Annotated in this window: 16 protein-coding genes; 4 read left to right on the forward strand and 12 right to left on the reverse strand. The window is 35.5% G+C overall.

Going from position 1 to position 17,977, the window contains the following annotated elements; translation table 11 throughout:
* Window positions 1-5: 5 nt before the first annotated feature.
* The 3 genes from nudK to ES765_RS08780 all read right to left on the reverse strand — a co-directional run bounded on the left by nudK (window position 6) and on the right by ES765_RS08780 (window position 3,040).
* Window positions 6-587, reverse strand: coding sequence for a GDP-mannose pyrophosphatase NudK (gene nudK / locus ES765_RS08770; protein WP_138113292.1), 582 nt, complete (start codon window positions 585-587; stop codon window positions 6-8).
* A 155-nt stretch (window positions 588-742) separates the two neighbouring features.
* On the reverse strand, window positions 743-1,336 hold the full coding sequence (locus ES765_RS08775; protein ID WP_138113294.1) for a gluconate 2-dehydrogenase subunit 3 family protein: 594 nt from the start codon (window positions 1,334-1,336) through the stop codon (window positions 743-745).
* A gap of 3 nt (window positions 1,337-1,339) precedes the next feature.
* Window positions 1,340-3,040, reverse strand: coding sequence for a GMC oxidoreductase (locus tag ES765_RS08780; RefSeq protein WP_138113296.1), 1,701 nt, complete (start codon window positions 3,038-3,040; stop codon window positions 1,340-1,342).
* A 334-nt stretch (window positions 3,041-3,374) separates the two neighbouring features.
* Between ES765_RS08780 and ES765_RS08785 the strand changes: the two genes are divergently transcribed.
* Window positions 3,375-4,922 carry a M81 family metallopeptidase gene (locus ES765_RS08785; RefSeq protein ID WP_212744224.1) on the forward strand — a complete coding sequence of 516 codons (1,548 nt, stop codon included), beginning with the start codon at window positions 3,375-3,377 and terminating at the stop codon, window positions 4,920-4,922.
* Here the strand turns inward: ES765_RS08785 and ES765_RS08790 are convergent, their stop codons facing one another.
* From ES765_RS08790 to ES765_RS08825, 9 genes are all read right to left on the reverse strand, one after another.
* Window positions 4,923-5,576 (reverse strand): DUF2461 domain-containing protein, encoded by a 654-nt coding sequence (locus tag ES765_RS08790; protein WP_138113300.1) that lies wholly within the window; start codon window positions 5,574-5,576, stop codon window positions 4,923-4,925.
* A gap of 286 nt (window positions 5,577-5,862) precedes the next feature.
* Window positions 5,863-6,138 (reverse strand): isoprenylcysteine carboxylmethyltransferase family protein, encoded by a 276-nt coding sequence (locus tag ES765_RS22045; protein ID WP_212744223.1) that lies wholly within the window; start codon window positions 6,136-6,138, stop codon window positions 5,863-5,865.
* 371 nt (window positions 6,139-6,509) lie between these two features.
* Window positions 6,510-6,641, reverse strand: coding sequence for a hypothetical protein (locus tag ES765_RS22575; RefSeq protein WP_262710677.1), 132 nt, complete (start codon window positions 6,639-6,641; stop codon window positions 6,510-6,512).
* Between the two features lie 243 nt (window positions 6,642-6,884).
* Complete coding sequence (locus ES765_RS08800; RefSeq protein ID WP_171017267.1) at window positions 6,885-8,993, reverse strand: leucine-rich repeat domain-containing protein; 2,109 nt, start codon at window positions 8,991-8,993, stop codon at window positions 6,885-6,887.
* A gap of 205 nt (window positions 8,994-9,198) precedes the next feature.
* A complete protein-coding gene (locus tag ES765_RS08805) occupies window positions 9,199-9,840 on the reverse strand; it encodes a collagen-like protein (RefSeq protein ID WP_138113304.1) in 642 nt (213 codons plus the stop codon).
* Window positions 9,841-10,005: 165 nt separating this feature from the next.
* Window positions 10,006-14,037 carry a hybrid sensor histidine kinase/response regulator transcription factor gene (locus ES765_RS08810; RefSeq protein WP_138113306.1) on the reverse strand — a complete coding sequence of 1,344 codons (4,032 nt, stop codon included), beginning with the start codon at window positions 14,035-14,037 and terminating at the stop codon, window positions 10,006-10,008.
* A gap of 315 nt (window positions 14,038-14,352) precedes the next feature.
* Window positions 14,353-15,150, reverse strand: coding sequence for a TIGR00266 family protein (locus ES765_RS08815; protein ID WP_138113308.1), 798 nt, complete (start codon window positions 15,148-15,150; stop codon window positions 14,353-14,355).
* 165 nt (window positions 15,151-15,315) lie between these two features.
* Window positions 15,316-15,783: an FKBP-type peptidyl-prolyl cis-trans isomerase gene (locus ES765_RS08820; RefSeq protein WP_138113310.1), complete on the reverse strand. Its 468-nt coding sequence runs from the start codon at window positions 15,781-15,783 to the stop codon at window positions 15,316-15,318.
* Window positions 15,784-15,894: 111 nt separating this feature from the next.
* Window positions 15,895-16,350, reverse strand: coding sequence for a DUF4442 domain-containing protein (locus tag ES765_RS08825; protein ID WP_138113312.1), 456 nt, complete (start codon window positions 16,348-16,350; stop codon window positions 15,895-15,897).
* A gap of 194 nt (window positions 16,351-16,544) precedes the next feature.
* Here ES765_RS08825 and ES765_RS08830 point away from each other — a divergent pair, with 194 nt between their 5' ends.
* From ES765_RS08830 to ES765_RS08840, 3 genes are all read left to right on the forward strand, one after another.
* The gene (locus tag ES765_RS08830; protein ID WP_138113314.1) at window positions 16,545-17,027 is read left to right on the forward strand and encodes a DUF4870 domain-containing protein; all 483 of its coding nucleotides are present in this window, start codon (window positions 16,545-16,547) and stop codon (window positions 17,025-17,027) included.
* Complete coding sequence (locus tag ES765_RS08835) at window positions 17,027-17,479, forward strand: nuclear transport factor 2 family protein (protein ID WP_138113316.1); 453 nt, start codon at window positions 17,027-17,029, stop codon at window positions 17,477-17,479. Before ES765_RS08830 ends, ES765_RS08835 begins: the two co-directional genes overlap by 1 nt.
* 160 nt (window positions 17,480-17,639) lie before the next feature.
* Window positions 17,640-17,975, forward strand: coding sequence for a PadR family transcriptional regulator (locus tag ES765_RS08840; RefSeq protein ID WP_138113400.1), 336 nt, complete (start codon window positions 17,640-17,642; stop codon window positions 17,973-17,975).
* Window positions 17,976-17,977: the final 2 nt, after the last annotated feature.

Genomic DNA, 17,977 nt, shown 5'->3' on the forward strand with positions numbered 1-17,977 from the left:
ATAACTTAAACTAACGCATTTATTTTAGCGTATTGAAGCAGCATAATAGTTTTAGCATCATTAATGTCTCCCGTATCAACCATGTCCATCGCTTTGTTAAAGTCCAGTTCCAATACCTCAATATTCTCAGTTTCGTTTTCGGCTCCGCCCCCTTCACTTACTTTCATGCTTTCATCATATTCTCCAACAAATAGATAAAGAATTTCGGTCACCGAGCCAGGTGACATATAAGGTTGCATCACTTTTTTAACATTACTGATTTTATAGCCCGTTTCTTCTTCAGTTTCCTTTCGCACACAATCCGCAGGATTGTCACCATCTAATAATCCGGCACAAACCTCTATCATCATACCATCATCGTTACCATTTACATATGTGGGCATTCTAAATTGTTTGGTAAGTACAACGCTACTCTTTTTTGAGTTATACAATAGAATTGCTGCGCCATTACCACGGTCATATGCCTCTCGCTTTTGGGTTTCCCAACTACCATCTGGCTTCTGGTATTTAAAAGTATATTTATTAAGTGTGTACCAGTTATCTGAAAGTATTTCCCTTTGAATATCTTTTATTCTGTCGTTCTTCAATTTGATACGTTTTTTTAGATTGATAATAAATATACCCTAGAAATTTAAGCATATAAAAAACCACATTAAAGATTATTCCCTAATGTGGTTTTTCGAAATGCCTTTATCTAGTAAAAAACCTTACTACATCTTACTCAGAAATAGGAATCAGAGTACTATAAACTCCAACGATTTCCTACTTCAGACAATGGTTTACATGGCTCATAGGCGCCTGGTATTGGATCATAATTAAGCACATTCTCACCCATTTCCTCAGAGGTGAAATAAGCCCAAATAGCCATTGATTTCATGGATCTATAAAAACCGATGGGTTCTTGAGGCCCAACCCCAGCTCCCCATACACCTTTACCGAATTTTCCAGAACTCTTTTCAGCTTCATTCAATATCGCAATTCTATCGTCTTCGTTTAAATTATAGAAAACAGCTCCGTATTTCGATTTACAATTTTCATTAAAAGCGGTAATATTCGCTCTCATATCATCCTGTCCTTCTTTATCATAGCTTTTGGCAATAACCGTGTCTATAAATATATCTGATTTTACATCTAATGCTCCTGGTGTATCTGTTCTTGGTAATATCATATCTACCAAAGCAGCAATAGTTTTAGCTTCCTCACCAGTGAAAAATAAAGGTTGCCAATCTAGTCTAGTTTCAGACTTACAAGATTCAAATAAAGAAAGCATGGAGGGCATTAAAATGGTCGCTCCTGCAAAAAGGCCTGTTTTTCGTAACGCTTTTCTTCTGTCCATAGCTTAGATATTTAATTTTTTTAATTCGGATACCGCATAGTCAGCCGCTCTAGCCGTTAGTGCCATATACGTCAATGAAGGGTTTACACATGATGAAGAAGTCATACATGCACCATCAGTTACAAATACATTTTTAGCGGCATGGACTTGATTGAATTCATTTAAAACAGATGTTTTTGGGTCTCGACCCATACGTGCTGTTCCCATTTCGTGAACACCATACCCTGGTGGGTGCTCATTATCAAAGCCCATTACATCTTTTACACCTGCTTTTGTTAGCATTTCTACAGCGTCTTCTTGAATCTGTTTGTTCAGTGCCTTTTCATTTGCTTTAAACTCCGCATCAATCGTTAATGTAGGTTGTCCCCATTTATCTAAAACATCCGTATTCAGTGAAATTTTATTATCATGATACGGTAAACACTCTGCAAATCCTGTAATGAACATTTCCCATGGACCAGGCTTTAAAATACGATCCTTGTAGTCAGCTCCAAAGGATTCAATATTTGCGGGATTACCACCTCGATAAGCGCCACCTTGATATCCAAAACCACGAACGAACTTATCAGATTTACTTTTCTCATCGATATTCACATATCTAGGAATATAAATACCATTGGGTCTTCTTCCTTTATAATACTTATCCTCAAATCCTTCAACTTTACCTAACGCTCCCACCCTATAGGTGTGATCCATAAGGTTATGACCTAGCTCACCACTATCATTTCCTAATCCATTTTCAAAACGATTAGAGGTAGAGTTCATTAATATTTGAGTGGTACTTAAGGTAGATGCATTTACAAAAATGATTTTGGCTGAGTACGCTATAGCTTCATTTGTTTCTGAGTCTATAATTCGAACCCCTGTAGCTTTTCCTTTTGCTTCATCATATATTAATGATTGTACAATAGAGTAAGGTCTAATGGTCAAATTACCCGTTGCATTTGCTGGTGGTAAGGTTACCGCATTACTACTAAAATAAGCACCATAAGGGCACCCTCTACTACATCTATTCCTATTTTGGCATTGTCCTCGTCCATTATGTGGTTGGGTAAGATGAGCTACCCTACCAATAATCATATTTCTACCAGCAAATTGCTTTTCAATTCTATCCCTTACATGTTTTTCGACACAATTCAACTCCATTGGCGGAAGAAAATGACTATCCGGTAATTGCGGTAATCCTAACGCTTCTCCACTAATACCAGCAAATTTCTCTACATAGGTATACCAAGGCTCAATATCCTTATAACGAATTGGCCAATCAACACCATGACCATCTTTCGCATTTGCTTTAAAATCTAAATCACTCCAACGGTAGGTTTGCTTACCCCATAGTAGCGATTTACCACCCATTTGATGACCACGTAGCCATAAGAACGGTTTTTCTTCTGTATACGGATTTGCAGCATCATCTGCCCAAAAATGTTCGGTATCCGTACCAATCCATCCAGAACGAATTGCTTTGTAGTGCTTTTCTTTTTGATCTGGGGTTAATCCACCTCTCAGTTCTGTATCCCAAGGGTCTAAATTCATGGTAGGATAATCTACAACATGCTCTACAATTGGTCCACGTTCTAACACCAATACTTTCAATCCCTTCTCACAAAGCTCCTTTGCTGCCCATCCTCCACTAATTCCGGATCCAATCACGATGGCATCGTAGGTCATCTCCTTTTTAGCATCAATATTAAAATTTGCCATTATAAATGTTGAGTTAATTCACTACCTAATGTAGTTCTTTATATAGACATGTCAACTATTACGTTTAATACTTATCGATTATATGACAAGTTAAATCATGTACTGATTTTATGACAAATCCATCAAATTTTTAGGGTATAGATACATAACCAATGCCCTACGAGATTTTTTTTAAAGAAAAAAAAGTATCCTTTTTATTTCGAAAACGTTTTCGTTAAAAGTAATATTCAAATTTAATTAACATACATTTGAAGATGTAACTATTATCATTTTTTTTAACTCAATTACGAACTTTAAACCAACTACCAATTTGAAATTACTATACGTTAAAGCCATTTTACTTTTAGTTCTATCAGCATCATGTAAACAAGGCACTACTTCTGCGGAAGAAAAGAAATTACCTAAAATTGCTATTGCTGGTTTAGGAATTGAAAGTAGTACTTTTTCGCCTGCTCTTTCTACAGAGGAAGCTTTTCATGCAAAAATAGGAGATTCGGTATATACTAGATATCCATTTTTACAAATCGATTCATTACAACGACAACGAGCCGAATGGATACCGACCTTAGTTGGAAAATCACTTCCCGGTGGTACGGTAACTAGAGAAGCCTATGAATCTTTGGTCACTAAAACCTTGAAATTATTAAAGAAAAATGGACCATATGACGGACTTTTCTTTGATATTCATGGCGCTATGAGTGTGGTTGGACTCGATGACCCAGAAGGTGATTTGATAGAACGTATACGGACTGTTATCGGAAATGATGTACTTATATCCACTTCAATGGATTTACATGGTAATGTTTCTGAAAAATTAGCTAAACATACCGATTTAATAACCTGTTATAGAATGGCGCCCCATGAAGATGCTATACAGTCTAAGAAAAGAGCGGTTACCAATCTTTTGGATCGCCTTGAAAATGGTAAAGGTAAACCTGCGTACAAAGCATGGGTGCCTGTACCAATTCTTTTACCTGGTGAAAAAACAAGTACCCGTATAGAACCTGGTAAAAGTCTTTATGCCAAAATACCGGACATAACAAAACAAGATGGTGTTATCGATGCTGCAATTTGGATAGGATATGCTTGGGCAGATGAACCACGTAATCATGCAGTTGTTATGGTCACGGGAGATGATAAGGAAAAGGTAGAAAAAGGTGCCGAGAAATTGGCACAAAGCTTTTGGGATGTTCGAAATGAGTTTGAATTCGTTGCCCCTACCACAACATTGGAAGAGAGTTTAAAATTGGCATTGGCCAGTGAAAAACATCCCTATATGATTAGTGATTTGGGTGATAACCCAACAGCGGGTGGTGCAGGCGATGTTACTTGGACCTTAAAGGAATTACTTGCAAGGCCAGAATTTAAATCAGCAACTGGACCTTCATTAATTTATGCCTCAATCCCAGGACCTGAATTTGTAAAAGAGGCTTTAGAAATTGGCGTAGGCGGAAAAATAAATGCAACGGCAGGTGCTGCAGTAGATAATCGTTTCGCCGGACCGTTAGCATTAGAAGGTACAATCACTGCAATCAAAGAAGGTGACAGGAATGCCGAAGTAGAAGTCGTTGTTAAAGTAGGAAGCATTCATATAATCGTAACTAAAAAACGAAAACCATATCATCGCCTGAGTGATTTTACTAACCTAGGTTTGAATCCTAAAGAAACGGATATCGTCGTAATAAAAATAGGGTATTTAGTCCCTGAGTTATATGAAATGCGTGGTGATTGGATTATGGCGTTGACACCAGGTGGCGTTGACCAAGACCTAAACCGCTTGGGCTACAAACGTATTAAAAGACCAATGTTTCCTTTAGATAGTACCATGGCTCAACCAGATTTGAAAGCTCGTTTGATACCTGCATCAGATACAACAGAATAACTATACGGTAATCGCCTTATTTAAATAACGCCTAAACGGCAACATTTCGGTATATACTTCAACTAATTTTTCGTTGAAATTTTCATTGAAAGTTAATTTCGTTGGGAATTCCTGTGCTACAGCAAAAGTTTTATTACGTAGTAGTTCTATGTATTTGTGATCACTAGAAAAACCCTTTGGCGAATTGGTTAATTTCACATCCTCATAAAGTCCTCCAAAATGTTTTTTGAAGGACTTTTTATTTAGAATATTATCGAGGTCTTCACCATCGTAGTCAATAGCCTCCCTGACACTTCTTAAGGTTTTTGAATCTGGTCTCCACAATCCTCCTGCAAAAACGCATCGTTCTATACCTAACTCAAAATAGAAGTCTGCTGTGTGGGGATTTTTATCAAATCCTGCTCCAAAATGATCCTTATAAACAGGTTTATTAGGATGAAACATGAGATTGTTATTGATACGGTTAATTCCCTTTTTACCGGGCGTATCATAATATTCATCATCAATAGCAGATAGTCTAGTATTCATACTATTTAACCAAACAATAAAATCATCACGGACTTCTTTGTACCATTTCCGGTTTACATCCATCCATTCTTTTGAATTGTTCTGCTGGAGTTCTTTTAAGAAGTTGATTTGGTTGTTGAAATCCATTATTTATTTGATGTTATGTAATTGATGCTCAATTTATGGCTATAATTTCTAATGATTGATTAATTCCAACTAAGGGTTCATGAGCCTAATTTAGCAAATACAAACCGAATGGAGCCCTAAATTGTCTATGTACTTTCTCGTAATTAGAAGCACCATTCATAGCATCTGTTTGCTCGGTATTTTCATTTCTTGAATTCACTAATCTGTGAATCGCTTGATCAATCACTACGTTATCAATTACTTAAATGGTTTTAATTGCAGCCTAGCAACCAACTTTTCGATACTTCTAATATTTATCTCCTAATACTTTTCGAAGGCCCTTTTCTTTCAATAATTTAACAGCAATTACCATATATACTGTTGAAATAGTAACAAAGAAAAGACGACCTGTAGCCATTGTAGTTGCAACACAACAAGTGATAATGAAGCTATACATTAGTGGATTTCTTACCAGTTTATAAATCCAATTGACCTGATAATTTGGGTAGGTCAAGATTTGATAAACCTGTCTAAGGCCAAAATGACTAATCATGAAAGAAGAATTAGGAAATGCTTTTGCCATACTTATAGTAGAAGATGCATGTCCGCAACCAACGTCAGCTACTTTAGCTAATTTCTCAATGAGAACTTACATAACTGGAAGTCAACTGGTAATTAAGTTTCCTTCGTAGGAGGGACTGAAGAATTTCTTCGTTCCACAAAATAAGCAGTTGTTATGGTCTCACCAAGAAACACCTTCACCCGTTTAAAAAGCCTTCTCTATTTTTGGCTCATCATAATATACTGATGCAATGGCATAAAAAGCTCCTTTCATAAAAATAGGACTCTTTCTGTTTCCAAAAACCATGGTTTGTTCTAGTGTCATTGAAAATTTATGTATGACGGCATGATATTGCACATAGCCGGATGCTACTTATGTCGATAACCATTCTCTCACATACCTTTCAGCGATATCGGTTTTGCGGCTAATTCGCTAAACGATAAAAGTTCTGATTCTGATTGGGTAGTGTAGAGGCTCAATTTATCTCCAATAGTAATTAATGGGCCGTTTGCAGCTACTCCCATTTCAGTTACGACTTAACCCAGTAAGTCGTGTAATTTTTCTTCATTTAATTCCGTAAGATACTTATTTAAATGGTTTATTAATGTTGACCTCATTGGTCGCCTTTTGTAATTCGAACTGGGGGAATCGGCTGCTAAACATGAGGAGAGAATAGAATGTTAGCCTTCTTCAGTACAATTTAAAATACGTTCAAAACAGTCAACTGTTACTATCCATTTACTAATAGTATTTGTGTATTGGTTTATTTAATCACAGCCTTCTCCCGGATCTGTGAGTAGGGTGAGTACGCCGCCATTAGATGTTTGCAAATCGCACACTTCTGTTGGGATACTTGTAATTGGGTTTGAGGTTAAACTTAAAAGCACCAAATTGGTAAGTTGCCCTAATTCTGAAGGAACCGTATTTAGATTATTGCTCGCCGCTGTGACGACAGTCAAGGAGTTTAAGTTGCCGAGTGTTGTTGGTAGGCTTGTTAAGTTATTACTATTTACAGCTAAGTTTCCTAATTCAACAAGTTGATCTATAGTATCGGGTATTCTAGAAAGGTTTTTATTGTTCGCAGTAATAGCAATGGGCTTGCCATTGGCATTGAAACTAACTCCTTGGTAATTATCTACACTCCACTCTAAAGTATTACCAGGGTTGGCACTATAGATACTTATAAGTACATCTTTTTGAGTAGGTATGGCACAGTTAACTTGGTTGTCTTTACTTAGATTCAAATCATTGAAATCTTCTAAGTAACAGATAGATCTTGGTATTGAAGTAAGGTTGTTATTTCTAATACTTAACTCATTCAATTTTATTAAAAAACCTATTTCAGGGGGTAGGCTAGTAATTTTATTATTTCTTAGACTTAATTTTTTCAAGTTTATTAATTTGCCAATTTCTCGGGGCACACTATTTAGTTCATTATCGCTGATAAAAAGGGATTCTAGATTGCTTAAATTGGAAATTGCTACGTCTATCGTAGTGATATTATTCGCACTAATGCTTAAAAATGTCAGATTTTCTAGTGTTGTTATTTCTATTGGAAATTCTTGAAATTGATTCTCAGCAATATTTAATAATGTCAAATTAGGTAGTTCGCCAATTTCTTTTGGTAAAACAGATAGTGAGTTACCATTTAGGTTTAGGCTTGTTAAGTTGTTCAAATCTCCAACTTCTGGAATAATTGATTCAAATTGGTTATTTGCGAGCGAAAGGATTTTTAAGCTAGTCAAACCTCTAATTTCTGCTGGTAGCATAGTTAAACTATTAGACCTTGCAACCAAATTGGTCAACTGGTTTAGATTGCCTATTTCAGCAGGCAATGAACCTATTTGATTATCAGTTAAAATCAAAATCTTCAAATTAGTTAATTCACCTATTTCAGAAGGTAAAACTTGTATAAGGTTGCTTGATAAGCTTAAAAACACTAAATTTTTTAATTCACCGATCTCATTGGGTACTTCTGTTATTTTATTATTAAAAATATTAAGTTTTTCTAACATCGTTAATTGACCAATTTCTGGTGGTAATACTGATAAATTGTCTACTGCCATTATTAATTCAACAATAGTACCTTCGGTATTTGTTGTAACCCCATCAAGAATATTTAAGTCAATTGTATTTTGTAGATCCCAGTCCAAGGTAGTACCAGGGTTGGCATCTAAAACAGCTTGTAAAATTTGACGTTGGTTTAATATTGTGGTTATAGTTACTGTATAAATTTCTTCACTACCATCTTCAGCAGTTACGGTATATTCTATGGGTTCCGTAAAATCTTGAACGGTATTAAGGTCAACCGTTGCCAGTTCAGATAGTTGTACTTCCGGTTGCAACTCTGTAACATTTGTACCTAGAGGCATTGTAGCGGTAATAGTTTTATCTTCTTCATTTATAGTAGCTACCACATTGCTGGTTATAGCATTGTTTGTAGCAAGAAAAACAAAACTGGCAATCTGTTTGGCACTAGTCTTACTACTTGCAGATACGCTATAACTTTTTGTAGAGCCATCTTCTGCGGTAACCGTGTAGGTTACTGGGTTGGTGAAGTCATGTTCGCCTTGAGGGTTAATACTTGCCTTTGCGGATATTGCGATTGTTGGTATTAAAGCTGTAAGTGGCGTATCGCTAGGTAAATTAGCAGTAATAGTTTTTGCTGTAGTATTTATGTTTGCTATTACATCTGTAGCCAATGCCCCATTATTGGCTGATAAAAAGCTGAAACTGCTCAGTTCTTTTTCAGTATTTTTTACAACTTCAACAGCTGCTGACCCATCGCCTTTGCTGCAGCTCATAGAAATTATAAAGAGTAGGGCTAAAATCTTTGTTAGAAATATGTTTTTGTATAAAATTTCAAGTGTTTTCATAACCATATTTTTGTGGATGATTTTTTAATTTAAAAAAGAATATGTAGTAGTTTCAGTATGTTTAGAAAAATATATAGAGGTACTAAATATTACTCTGGAAGGTTTTTGACCACCCAGAGCAATAGACAATTTTTAAAAAAATAGCTGTAGTTTTTCAGGAATTTAAATTCCATAGAAATTCAGGGCGCTATGCTATATCAATGACTTATTCCGTAATATTGAAATAGTTACGCACCGCATTATAATCGTTGATATCTACACCAGCATGTAACAATTTTGCAAGAATGATTTTTCGAAAGTTTGAAGGTGTGCTTGCATTTTTTCCATTCCCGCTTTGTAAGATAACGTTGCTCGGTTCTATAATAATTACTTTGGCTTCTGGAATAGTTGGTCGGGTTTGATCAATAACATCATTAAAATCATAAGCTCTTATAAAGTATCTTCCTATATCATAGTAACCCTTATAATAACCTCCTACTGCCTGGTTTCCGTTTGCTGAATACCAAATACTTCCTTCTTTTACAAAGCCTAGTATTAAATAATAATCAAATGCATCTTGAGTAATGCCAGGAACTTGTAAAGTCATTAAACCAGAAGTTGACCATGTTGGGTTCAAAAACACTGTAGTTTCAACATTTGCATTACCATTAGCACCGTCCTCTCCATTCGCCCCATCAACACCATCTGTTCCATTTGTGCCGTCTACGCCATCAGTTCCATTCGTTCCGTCTACCCCTGCAATACCTGCTGTGCCAGTTGATCCGGCATCCCCATCTTTAGAACAAGACGTTAATACTAAGGCGATAATTAGTAATCCATAGATAAAAAATTTCATTGTAGTTTTCATAATTATGTTTTTTTATATTAATTATGATACAATGATATTGTGCTTTTTAAAAAACGGCGTTTACCATTTTTTCAATCGCTAGGAGTATTTGTGAAGTGAAAATAAAAACCTTGTACTATTATTGCATGAAAATGAAAGATGTGATTTTAAATCACTAGTAATTAGCTATTTAAGTATATCGCTAGGTGAAATATTAAACTCTTTCTTAAAGGCACGACTAAACCATGAAGGATCGTTAAAACCTACTTGATAGGCAATTTCTGAAATGGTTTTATCTGTAGTTTTAATTAACTCTTTGGCCTTTTGCAAGCGAACAGAGCGAATAAAAATAGCTGTTGATTTATCAGTAATGGATTTTAGTTTGCGGTAGATTTGAGATTCACTCAAACTCATTTCTTTGGCCAATTGCGTTGGACCAAAATTAGTATCGTCTAAATGGGAATGAATACTTTCCAGCACTTGTTTTAAAAATTTGGTCTGCGGGTTTTCTACTTTCTCTTTTAACAAAAAAGAGAGTCCGTTCTTCTCTAATTTACCAATGAGTTTTTTTCGAATTAAAATCAGTTGATCTAAGCGTGTAAATAGTTCTTCTTTATTAAAAGGCTTTGCCAGATAGGCATCTGCCCCATGGGAAAGTCCGGTTAGCCTATCTTCGGTAGTTACTTTCGCCGTTAAAAGTATAATGGGAATATGATCCGTACGTTCATCAACTTTTAGCGTGGCGCAAACTTCAAAACCGTCTTTGCCAGGCATCATAACATCGGAAATAATGATATCGGGAATATTTTCATAGGCCATCTGCAAGCCTAGATTCCCATCTATGGCATGCACGGTTTGATACTTCCCCTTTAAGCAGGTTTTTAAATAATGGGCGACATCAACATTGTCTTCAATAATCAGAACCAGCGGTAATTCTGAAGAATCAGTTTCTAGCGTAGGTTCTTTTTTGAATACGGGCATAGTTGCCTTAATAGGCGGTTCTACCGTTATTTTGGCGTCTACGATTTTAACTGCCTTATTGGTTACCGGTATTTGCACGGTAAAGGTGCTCCCTTTACCTAAGGTACTATCTACACTAATAGTACCATTCATTAGTTCCACAAATTCCTTGGCTAAAGAAAGTCCGATTCCTGTACCTTCCTGTCTATTGGACGATTCGTTATCGACCTGATAAAAGCGGTCAAATAAATGTGCGATGTCATCTTCTGCGAGACCTAGACCATTGTCTTGTACTTTTATTGTCAAAAAATCGCTATCCTTTGTTTTGATTTTGTTAAGGTGTACTATTATTTTGCCGTTGGCTCCTGTAAATTTTATTGCATTAGAAAGTAAATTAGAAATAATCGATGCCATCTTATTTACATCAATATCCATTTCCAAGGCTACAATTTCCGAATACACAGTAAGGTTGATTTTCTTGGTTTCGGCCAAAGAATGAAAACTTTCACTCAAATACTTTACGAACGGAATGGCATCGGTCTGTACCAAATTTAACTCCATAGAACCGCTTTCTACCTTTGCCAAATCGAGCATTTCATTGACCAATTGCAATAGATTTTTACCATTGCGGCGAATCATTTCCAACGATTTTTCAGCTCCTTCAAAACGGTTGTTCATGACATTTGTTTTTAAGGTTTCCGCCATTCCAAGGATTACGGTCAGCGGGGTGCGGAATTCGTGGGTGATGTTCGAATACAAGCGCGTTTTTGATTCGTTCAACTGCTCTAGTTGCTCTGTTTGGTGGTTTAAAAGTTGGTTTTTATGACGTACCTCGGTGGTACGTTCAGAAACCAACTTTTCTAGATTTTCATTTTTTCTTCGTAATTCTTTTGATCGCCATTGAAGTAGTAGCGATATCAATGCAATTGCCCCAAGAATATAGAATAAATACGCCCACCAAGTGCCGTACCATGGGGGTGAAATTGAAAACGAATAATTATCCTCATTACTTACTTCGTTGAAAATATTCTTTGAACGTACCTTAAAGGTATAGTCACCACTGGGAATGTTCGTATAATCTTTTTTGGTTTCAAAAGACCATGTAGACCAGTCTTCATCAAAACCTTCTAAGATGTATTGGAACTGATTTTTTGATTCATCATAAAAACTTGGGCTGGCATATTGAAAGCGTAATTGATTATTTTTAAAGGGAAGTTGAGTGGCAACTGTGGCATTATAACCACCAAAGAGTAGCGAATCATTTTGCCATACTATTCCTGTTATTATAGCTTTTGAATTTAGGGTGCTTTTGTCAAATTTCTGCTTTAGATCATGCCTTATAATAGTCCCTTTCTTGCCTCTATACCATATAATACTATCACTCAGCTCGGCGAACATGTCATTTTTTCTCAGGTCCATTATCCTTTCTTCATCAAGCTCTTTTACTATATACGATCCATTTTTTTGCGCCAGGGCGACCAACTGCTCCAATCTATTCTCTCCATTATATTCAATTAACCATATATTTCCACTTTCATCAGTTGAATGAACTTTAACTATTTTATTTTCAAGACCTATTCTTCGAAGTAAGTCTTTATCATTAATGAATTTTTCTGTACTAGAATCGAACAGATACACTTCATTAGCAGATTCAATATAAAGCTGATCTTCAATATAATAATGCCTTCCAATGTTATCAGGAACACCATCTTCCACTTTAAAGGTCCTGACTTTTGAGTTCGTTACTTTATTGTTTACCAGTATATTATCAAATAAAATTCGAATGGCTTCGTTTTTATTTACATTTAGCCATAAATCGCCTTTTACATCTTCTATAATTGTACTTACTTGAATGTTTATTCCCTTAAAAACATGTTCTATTGCCCATTTATTGTTTTTTAGGTATATGGAGGTTAACCCTGAACCTGTACCAATATAAACTCTATTAGAATCAATTTTAGAAGCACGCAAAGATGAAACAGTAGGCTGTTCTAATAGCTCTTTGGATTTGCCCTCCTGGTTAATTTCAAAAAGCCCAGCTCTAGATCCTACTAACATTTTGTCTTTGTGAAGAAGGGTTTCAAAAACAATTCCCATGTCACCTATAGGTTCCAAAAGATTAATTCCTGAACTATTCTTATTATCTAAATAATACAATCCATCTCCGGTACCAACATAAAGTTTTTCTTGAAATCTTTGAAAACCCATTACTAAACTAGGGGTATTATTGAGCTTATTGTAAAAGGAAAATGGAGACGGATATTCAATTTTCGCTATTCCAGAATTTAAAGAGGCCCAAAGTAGGCCAGTTCTGTCTTGGAAAAGATCCAACACCATATTCGATTGAAATATTCCTTTATTAGAAAGCATTACTTTTCTTTGTCCTTTATCGTCGAGGATCAATACTCCCTTTTTAAAAGATCCAAAAGCAAAAGTATTTGAGTTTAAAGCTATTCCACAACTAATGCCATTATCAGCAAAGAAGTCTGGAACATTGGTTTCAAGTCTCTTAAAATAGGTTCCATCAAAAATATAAAGTTGGTCATCCGTTGCTATTAAATATGAATCCTTATTAAAAGGAAGAACTGCTCTTATTTTTTTATCAGCAAAAATTTCACCTTGTGTAACTAATTCAAATTGGTCTTTTTTAAAAGATGTTAACCCTTCGCCCTGTATCCTTTTAAAAATGGTATTGCGAGCTAAAAACAGAAAAGGGTCTCCAGAATTCTCCCAGGTTTTAAATTTTATTCCATCCCATTTAAAAATGTATTTATTTGAACTAAAAAATACACCATCTTTTATACTATGCACTGATCTAATTCTAGTGAAGTGACGAAATTTTTCTGGCAATTTGGATAATAAAGAAATATAGACAAGTTGACCTTTATCATTTGAATCCAAATAACCTAGTTCATCAACTCCCCCTACATATATCTCTCCTTTGTTTGTAGATGCTATTGCATTAACACTTACTAATCCTGGCATTTCTAATAAATTCCAACTTGCCCCATTATAGGTTAAAATACCATCGCCATTTGCAAAATAAATTATATCTAAACTATCTTGAACAGCTCCCCAATTCTGTATAAAAGCACCATATTCATCTGGACTGTAATTCTGAATATAGGGCAACCCGATTTCTGAAGTCTGTTGAGCCTGTGCACTATGAAAAATTAGATTAAAAACAAGCGTCAGTAGAAATAATAGCCTAAAGCGATTTTTAGGGTAAAATGAATTTAAAATTTGAGTCTCCTCCATTTTTTACTTGGTTTTTAGAGAAATTGGCCCAATTGCACTTCATAGGGAACAATAATTAACAAAAACAGGTTTAAATTTGGTTTATCGCTATCCTAACGAATTTAGTAAAGCAGCTCCACGATACTTGAAGTAACTGTACCAAAAGTGATAAACCAAGTTTTGTTAGCTAATTATTCTGTGTAGACGGTAACTAAACCACCCTGCACTTTCAGTACAGGGTGGTTTAGTTTAATTTTGAAAGTCTCAATACTCTATTTTCCAAAGGTTAAAAATTTGCCAGATTGCTTCGTCGTAACTTCTCGTAAAGTTGTGTTCTTAAAACCGCTTATCACCACCAACGATATCCCCTAAAGTTCCAAGAATACTACCTTCACCTTTATCCTTTCCTCCTCTTGGTATCGAAGCTATCACTCGACCCGCCAAACGACTGAAAGGCAACGATTGAATATAAACCGCACCAGGGCCACGTAAGGTTGCGAAAAACAAGCCTTCTCCGCCAAACACCGTATTTTTTATGCCTCCAACAAATTCAATATCATAATCAACATCTTTGGTGAAACCCACTATACAACCGGTGTCAACTTTAAGAACTTCGCCAGGTCCCAACGTCTTTTTGGCTAACGTACCTCCTGCATGTATGAAGGTCATTCCATCACCCTCTAATTTTTGCATGATAAAACCTTCTCCTCCAAAAAGTCCGCGCCCCAGTTTTTTGGAAAACTCAATACCTACCGACACCCCTTTTGCTGCACACAAAAAAGCATCTTTTTGACAAATAAACCGTCCTCCCATTTGTGATAAATCAATGGGTAGAATCTTACCTGGATAGGGAGATGCAAAACTTACCTTTTTCTTACCCTGACCAATGTTTAAAAAAGCCGTCATAAAAAGGCTCTCACCGGTCAACAATCGTTTACCCGCTGAAAATATTTTACCTAAAACACTAGTATCTTGATTACTACCATCACCAAAAATGGTGTTCATTTTAATACCGGTGTCCATCATCATAAAGCTACCCGCTTCGGCAACGACAGCCTCTTGAGGGTCTAGCTCTATTTCTACGTATTGCATTTCTTCCCCAAAAATCTCGTAGTCTATTTCGTGTGCATTCATCGAATATGGTTTTAGATTTATATCAATAAGTTGTCATTGATTATAAATTGTTACAATCGAAAAGATATTTATTTATCTTACTACTTAAATTAATCTAGAATAAGATAATCTAACTATCTAAAAAATAATACTCAAATCTAAAGAGAGAACGACTTACAACTTAGCTTAATTTATAGATACAAGATTAATATCAAAAATTAAAACCGCGCCGCCAGGTATGCCTGATCTACCAGCATTACCATACGCCAATCGAGATGGAATCAATAATACACCACTACCGCCTTCATTAAAATAGGTAATGCCTTCGGTCCACCCAGCAATTACCTGATTTAAATTAAAAGAAATACCATCTTCATTACTTTGGTCGAAAACCGAACCGTCGGCAAAATATCCTTTATAAGCAACAGTTACATTAGAACTAGCGGTAGGTTTGTCACCTGTTCCTATTTCATTAATTACATAATATAATCCGGAGGCACTTTTTTGGGCTTCTAAATTTTGATTACTAATATAATCAAGTATTTCTTTTTCGTTTGACTCCGTATACTCTGTTGATGAAGCCTCTGATTTTGAATCTTCTGATCCGCAACTAACAAAAAGCAATACTATAAAGGGAACTAAAATCTTTCTCATACGTTTATTTTAATTTATTATAATTCTATTGGGTTTATTCTACCCTATTGTACTAATAGCTTCAGTATCGTATTAGGGTTATATTTACGCCCTAAAACTAGTGTCTAACCACTATTTTTTAAATCGTACTGTCCATTCAAAAACAAACGTACTTACTATTATTCCATCTTCATTTACACCGACAGATTTCATCCAGATGGTCTGCCCATCACCTGTTGCTATGGTTTTCTCTAATACTTCTTTTATCAAATGCCCATCTTTACACGTAAATGTAACTTTACCTGTAGCCTTTTTTGAGAAATTGGCCTTGTTATTGGCAACTAACATTGATATTTTTTTACCTGTTGCCTCTATTTGGTCAATCATCATTGCCCCAGTTGACAATTCGGCAGCCATACCCTGTACTGCCCAAAACATAGAATTAAATGGATTCTGATTGATCCATCTATGCGTTACCGTTACTATTGCCTTGTTTTTATCTATAGTTATCAAACGCACTCCACACCACCACGCAGCAGGTAGTTTAAAAAAGGAAAACATATTGAATTTACTAGCGGTTAAGGCCATAGTATCTGATAATTTTGATAAAAATAGCTATTATTTACACCATTGTAAAATGTTAAATTTATATTAAAATATAGTACTATGTGTTACCTAGTACCTTTTTTTAACCATATATTTGCATAGAAAGTTAATAGGTTATCAACATAATTGGTTTTAGCCTAGTAATAAAAACATCAATCACCAATACCAAATCAATCATGACAGAAACAGTAACCAAACACGAAAGAAACCTCTCTGCTCTTATACATGCGAGCACGTTTTCTAAGTATTTTATTCCTTTCGGTAATTTTATTATTCCACTGGTATTATGGACAGCAAATAAGAAAGAATATGACTTTGTAGACCATAATGGAAAACAGGCATTGAACTTTCAAATTAGTCTCTTGCTCTACTCTATCCTTATAGGTATGGTCAGTATCCCATTTTTCTTAGGAGGTATTCTCCCTAATATTTTCGACTTTGATAATTTTGGTCTATCAAACCTTCATGATTTTAATTCTATCAATTTTCATTTTGATAGTGATAATTTCTTTGGACCATGGATGATTCCTGCAGGACTGTTAGTCTTCGCTCAATCAGCATTGTTTATTATCAATATAGTGTACACCATTTTAGCTACCATAAGAACAAATGAAGGAGAACATTTTGAATATCCACTAACTATTAAATTTATCAAATAATGAAGAGTTTAAAACTATTACTCGTCCTACTAATTACTGTATCAAGCACAATGGTGAAAGGGCAAGAAGCCCTAGATTCAGCGCTGTACAAGACGATAATGGAATTAGACAAAACCTATTTCAAGGCATATAATGAATGTGACATGAAAACACAAGCTGAATTCTACACTGAGGATATAGAGTTTTATCATGATAAGGGTGGTTTGGCAACAGACAAAGCCGAACTTTTAAAAAGTATCGAAAAAAATATATGTGGTAAGGTTACTAGAACACTTATCGAAGAAAGTGTAGAGGTACATCCAATCAAAGATTTTGGAGCGGTACAAATTGGAAGACACAAATTTTACAATAATCAAGAGCCAGATGCCGTATCAAAACCCACAAAATTTATTGTTACCTGGAAAAAAACCGATACCAATTGGCTTATAAGCAGGGTCATAAGTTTACATTGAAAGAATAGGGTATTCATCACACCCTTAAGAGTTTATTAATCAAAATCAATCAGGATGTTTATTCATCAAACAAAAAACGAACAGTTAATCTATGCAGACAACAGACACCATGGAGCAAACCCCTCCACGAAGGGGACTGCATAAAAAGCAAAAAGACATTATGAATGTAGAAAACACAAAAGCGCAAATGCGAAAAGGGGTTTTGGAGTATTGCATCCTGTCCATCTTAAACGGACACGATAAATATGCTTCTGAAATCTTAGCAACGCTAAAAGATGCCAAAATGCTGGTAGTAGAAGGGACTATATATCCACTTCTGACCCGGTTAAAGAACGCAGGGCTTCTAAACTATCGTTGGGAAGAATCCACTTCCGGACCACCACGAAAATACTATACCCTAACCGAGACCGGTAAACTTTTCCTTAAAGAATTAGATACCACTTGGGATGAATTAAGAAAAGCTACGAACCTGGTAACCAACACAAAAAACAGCTAAAC

The organism is Maribacter sp. ACAM166, assembly GCF_005771495.1.
Taxonomy (GTDB): Bacteria; Bacteroidota; Bacteroidia; order Flavobacteriales; family Flavobacteriaceae; genus Maribacter.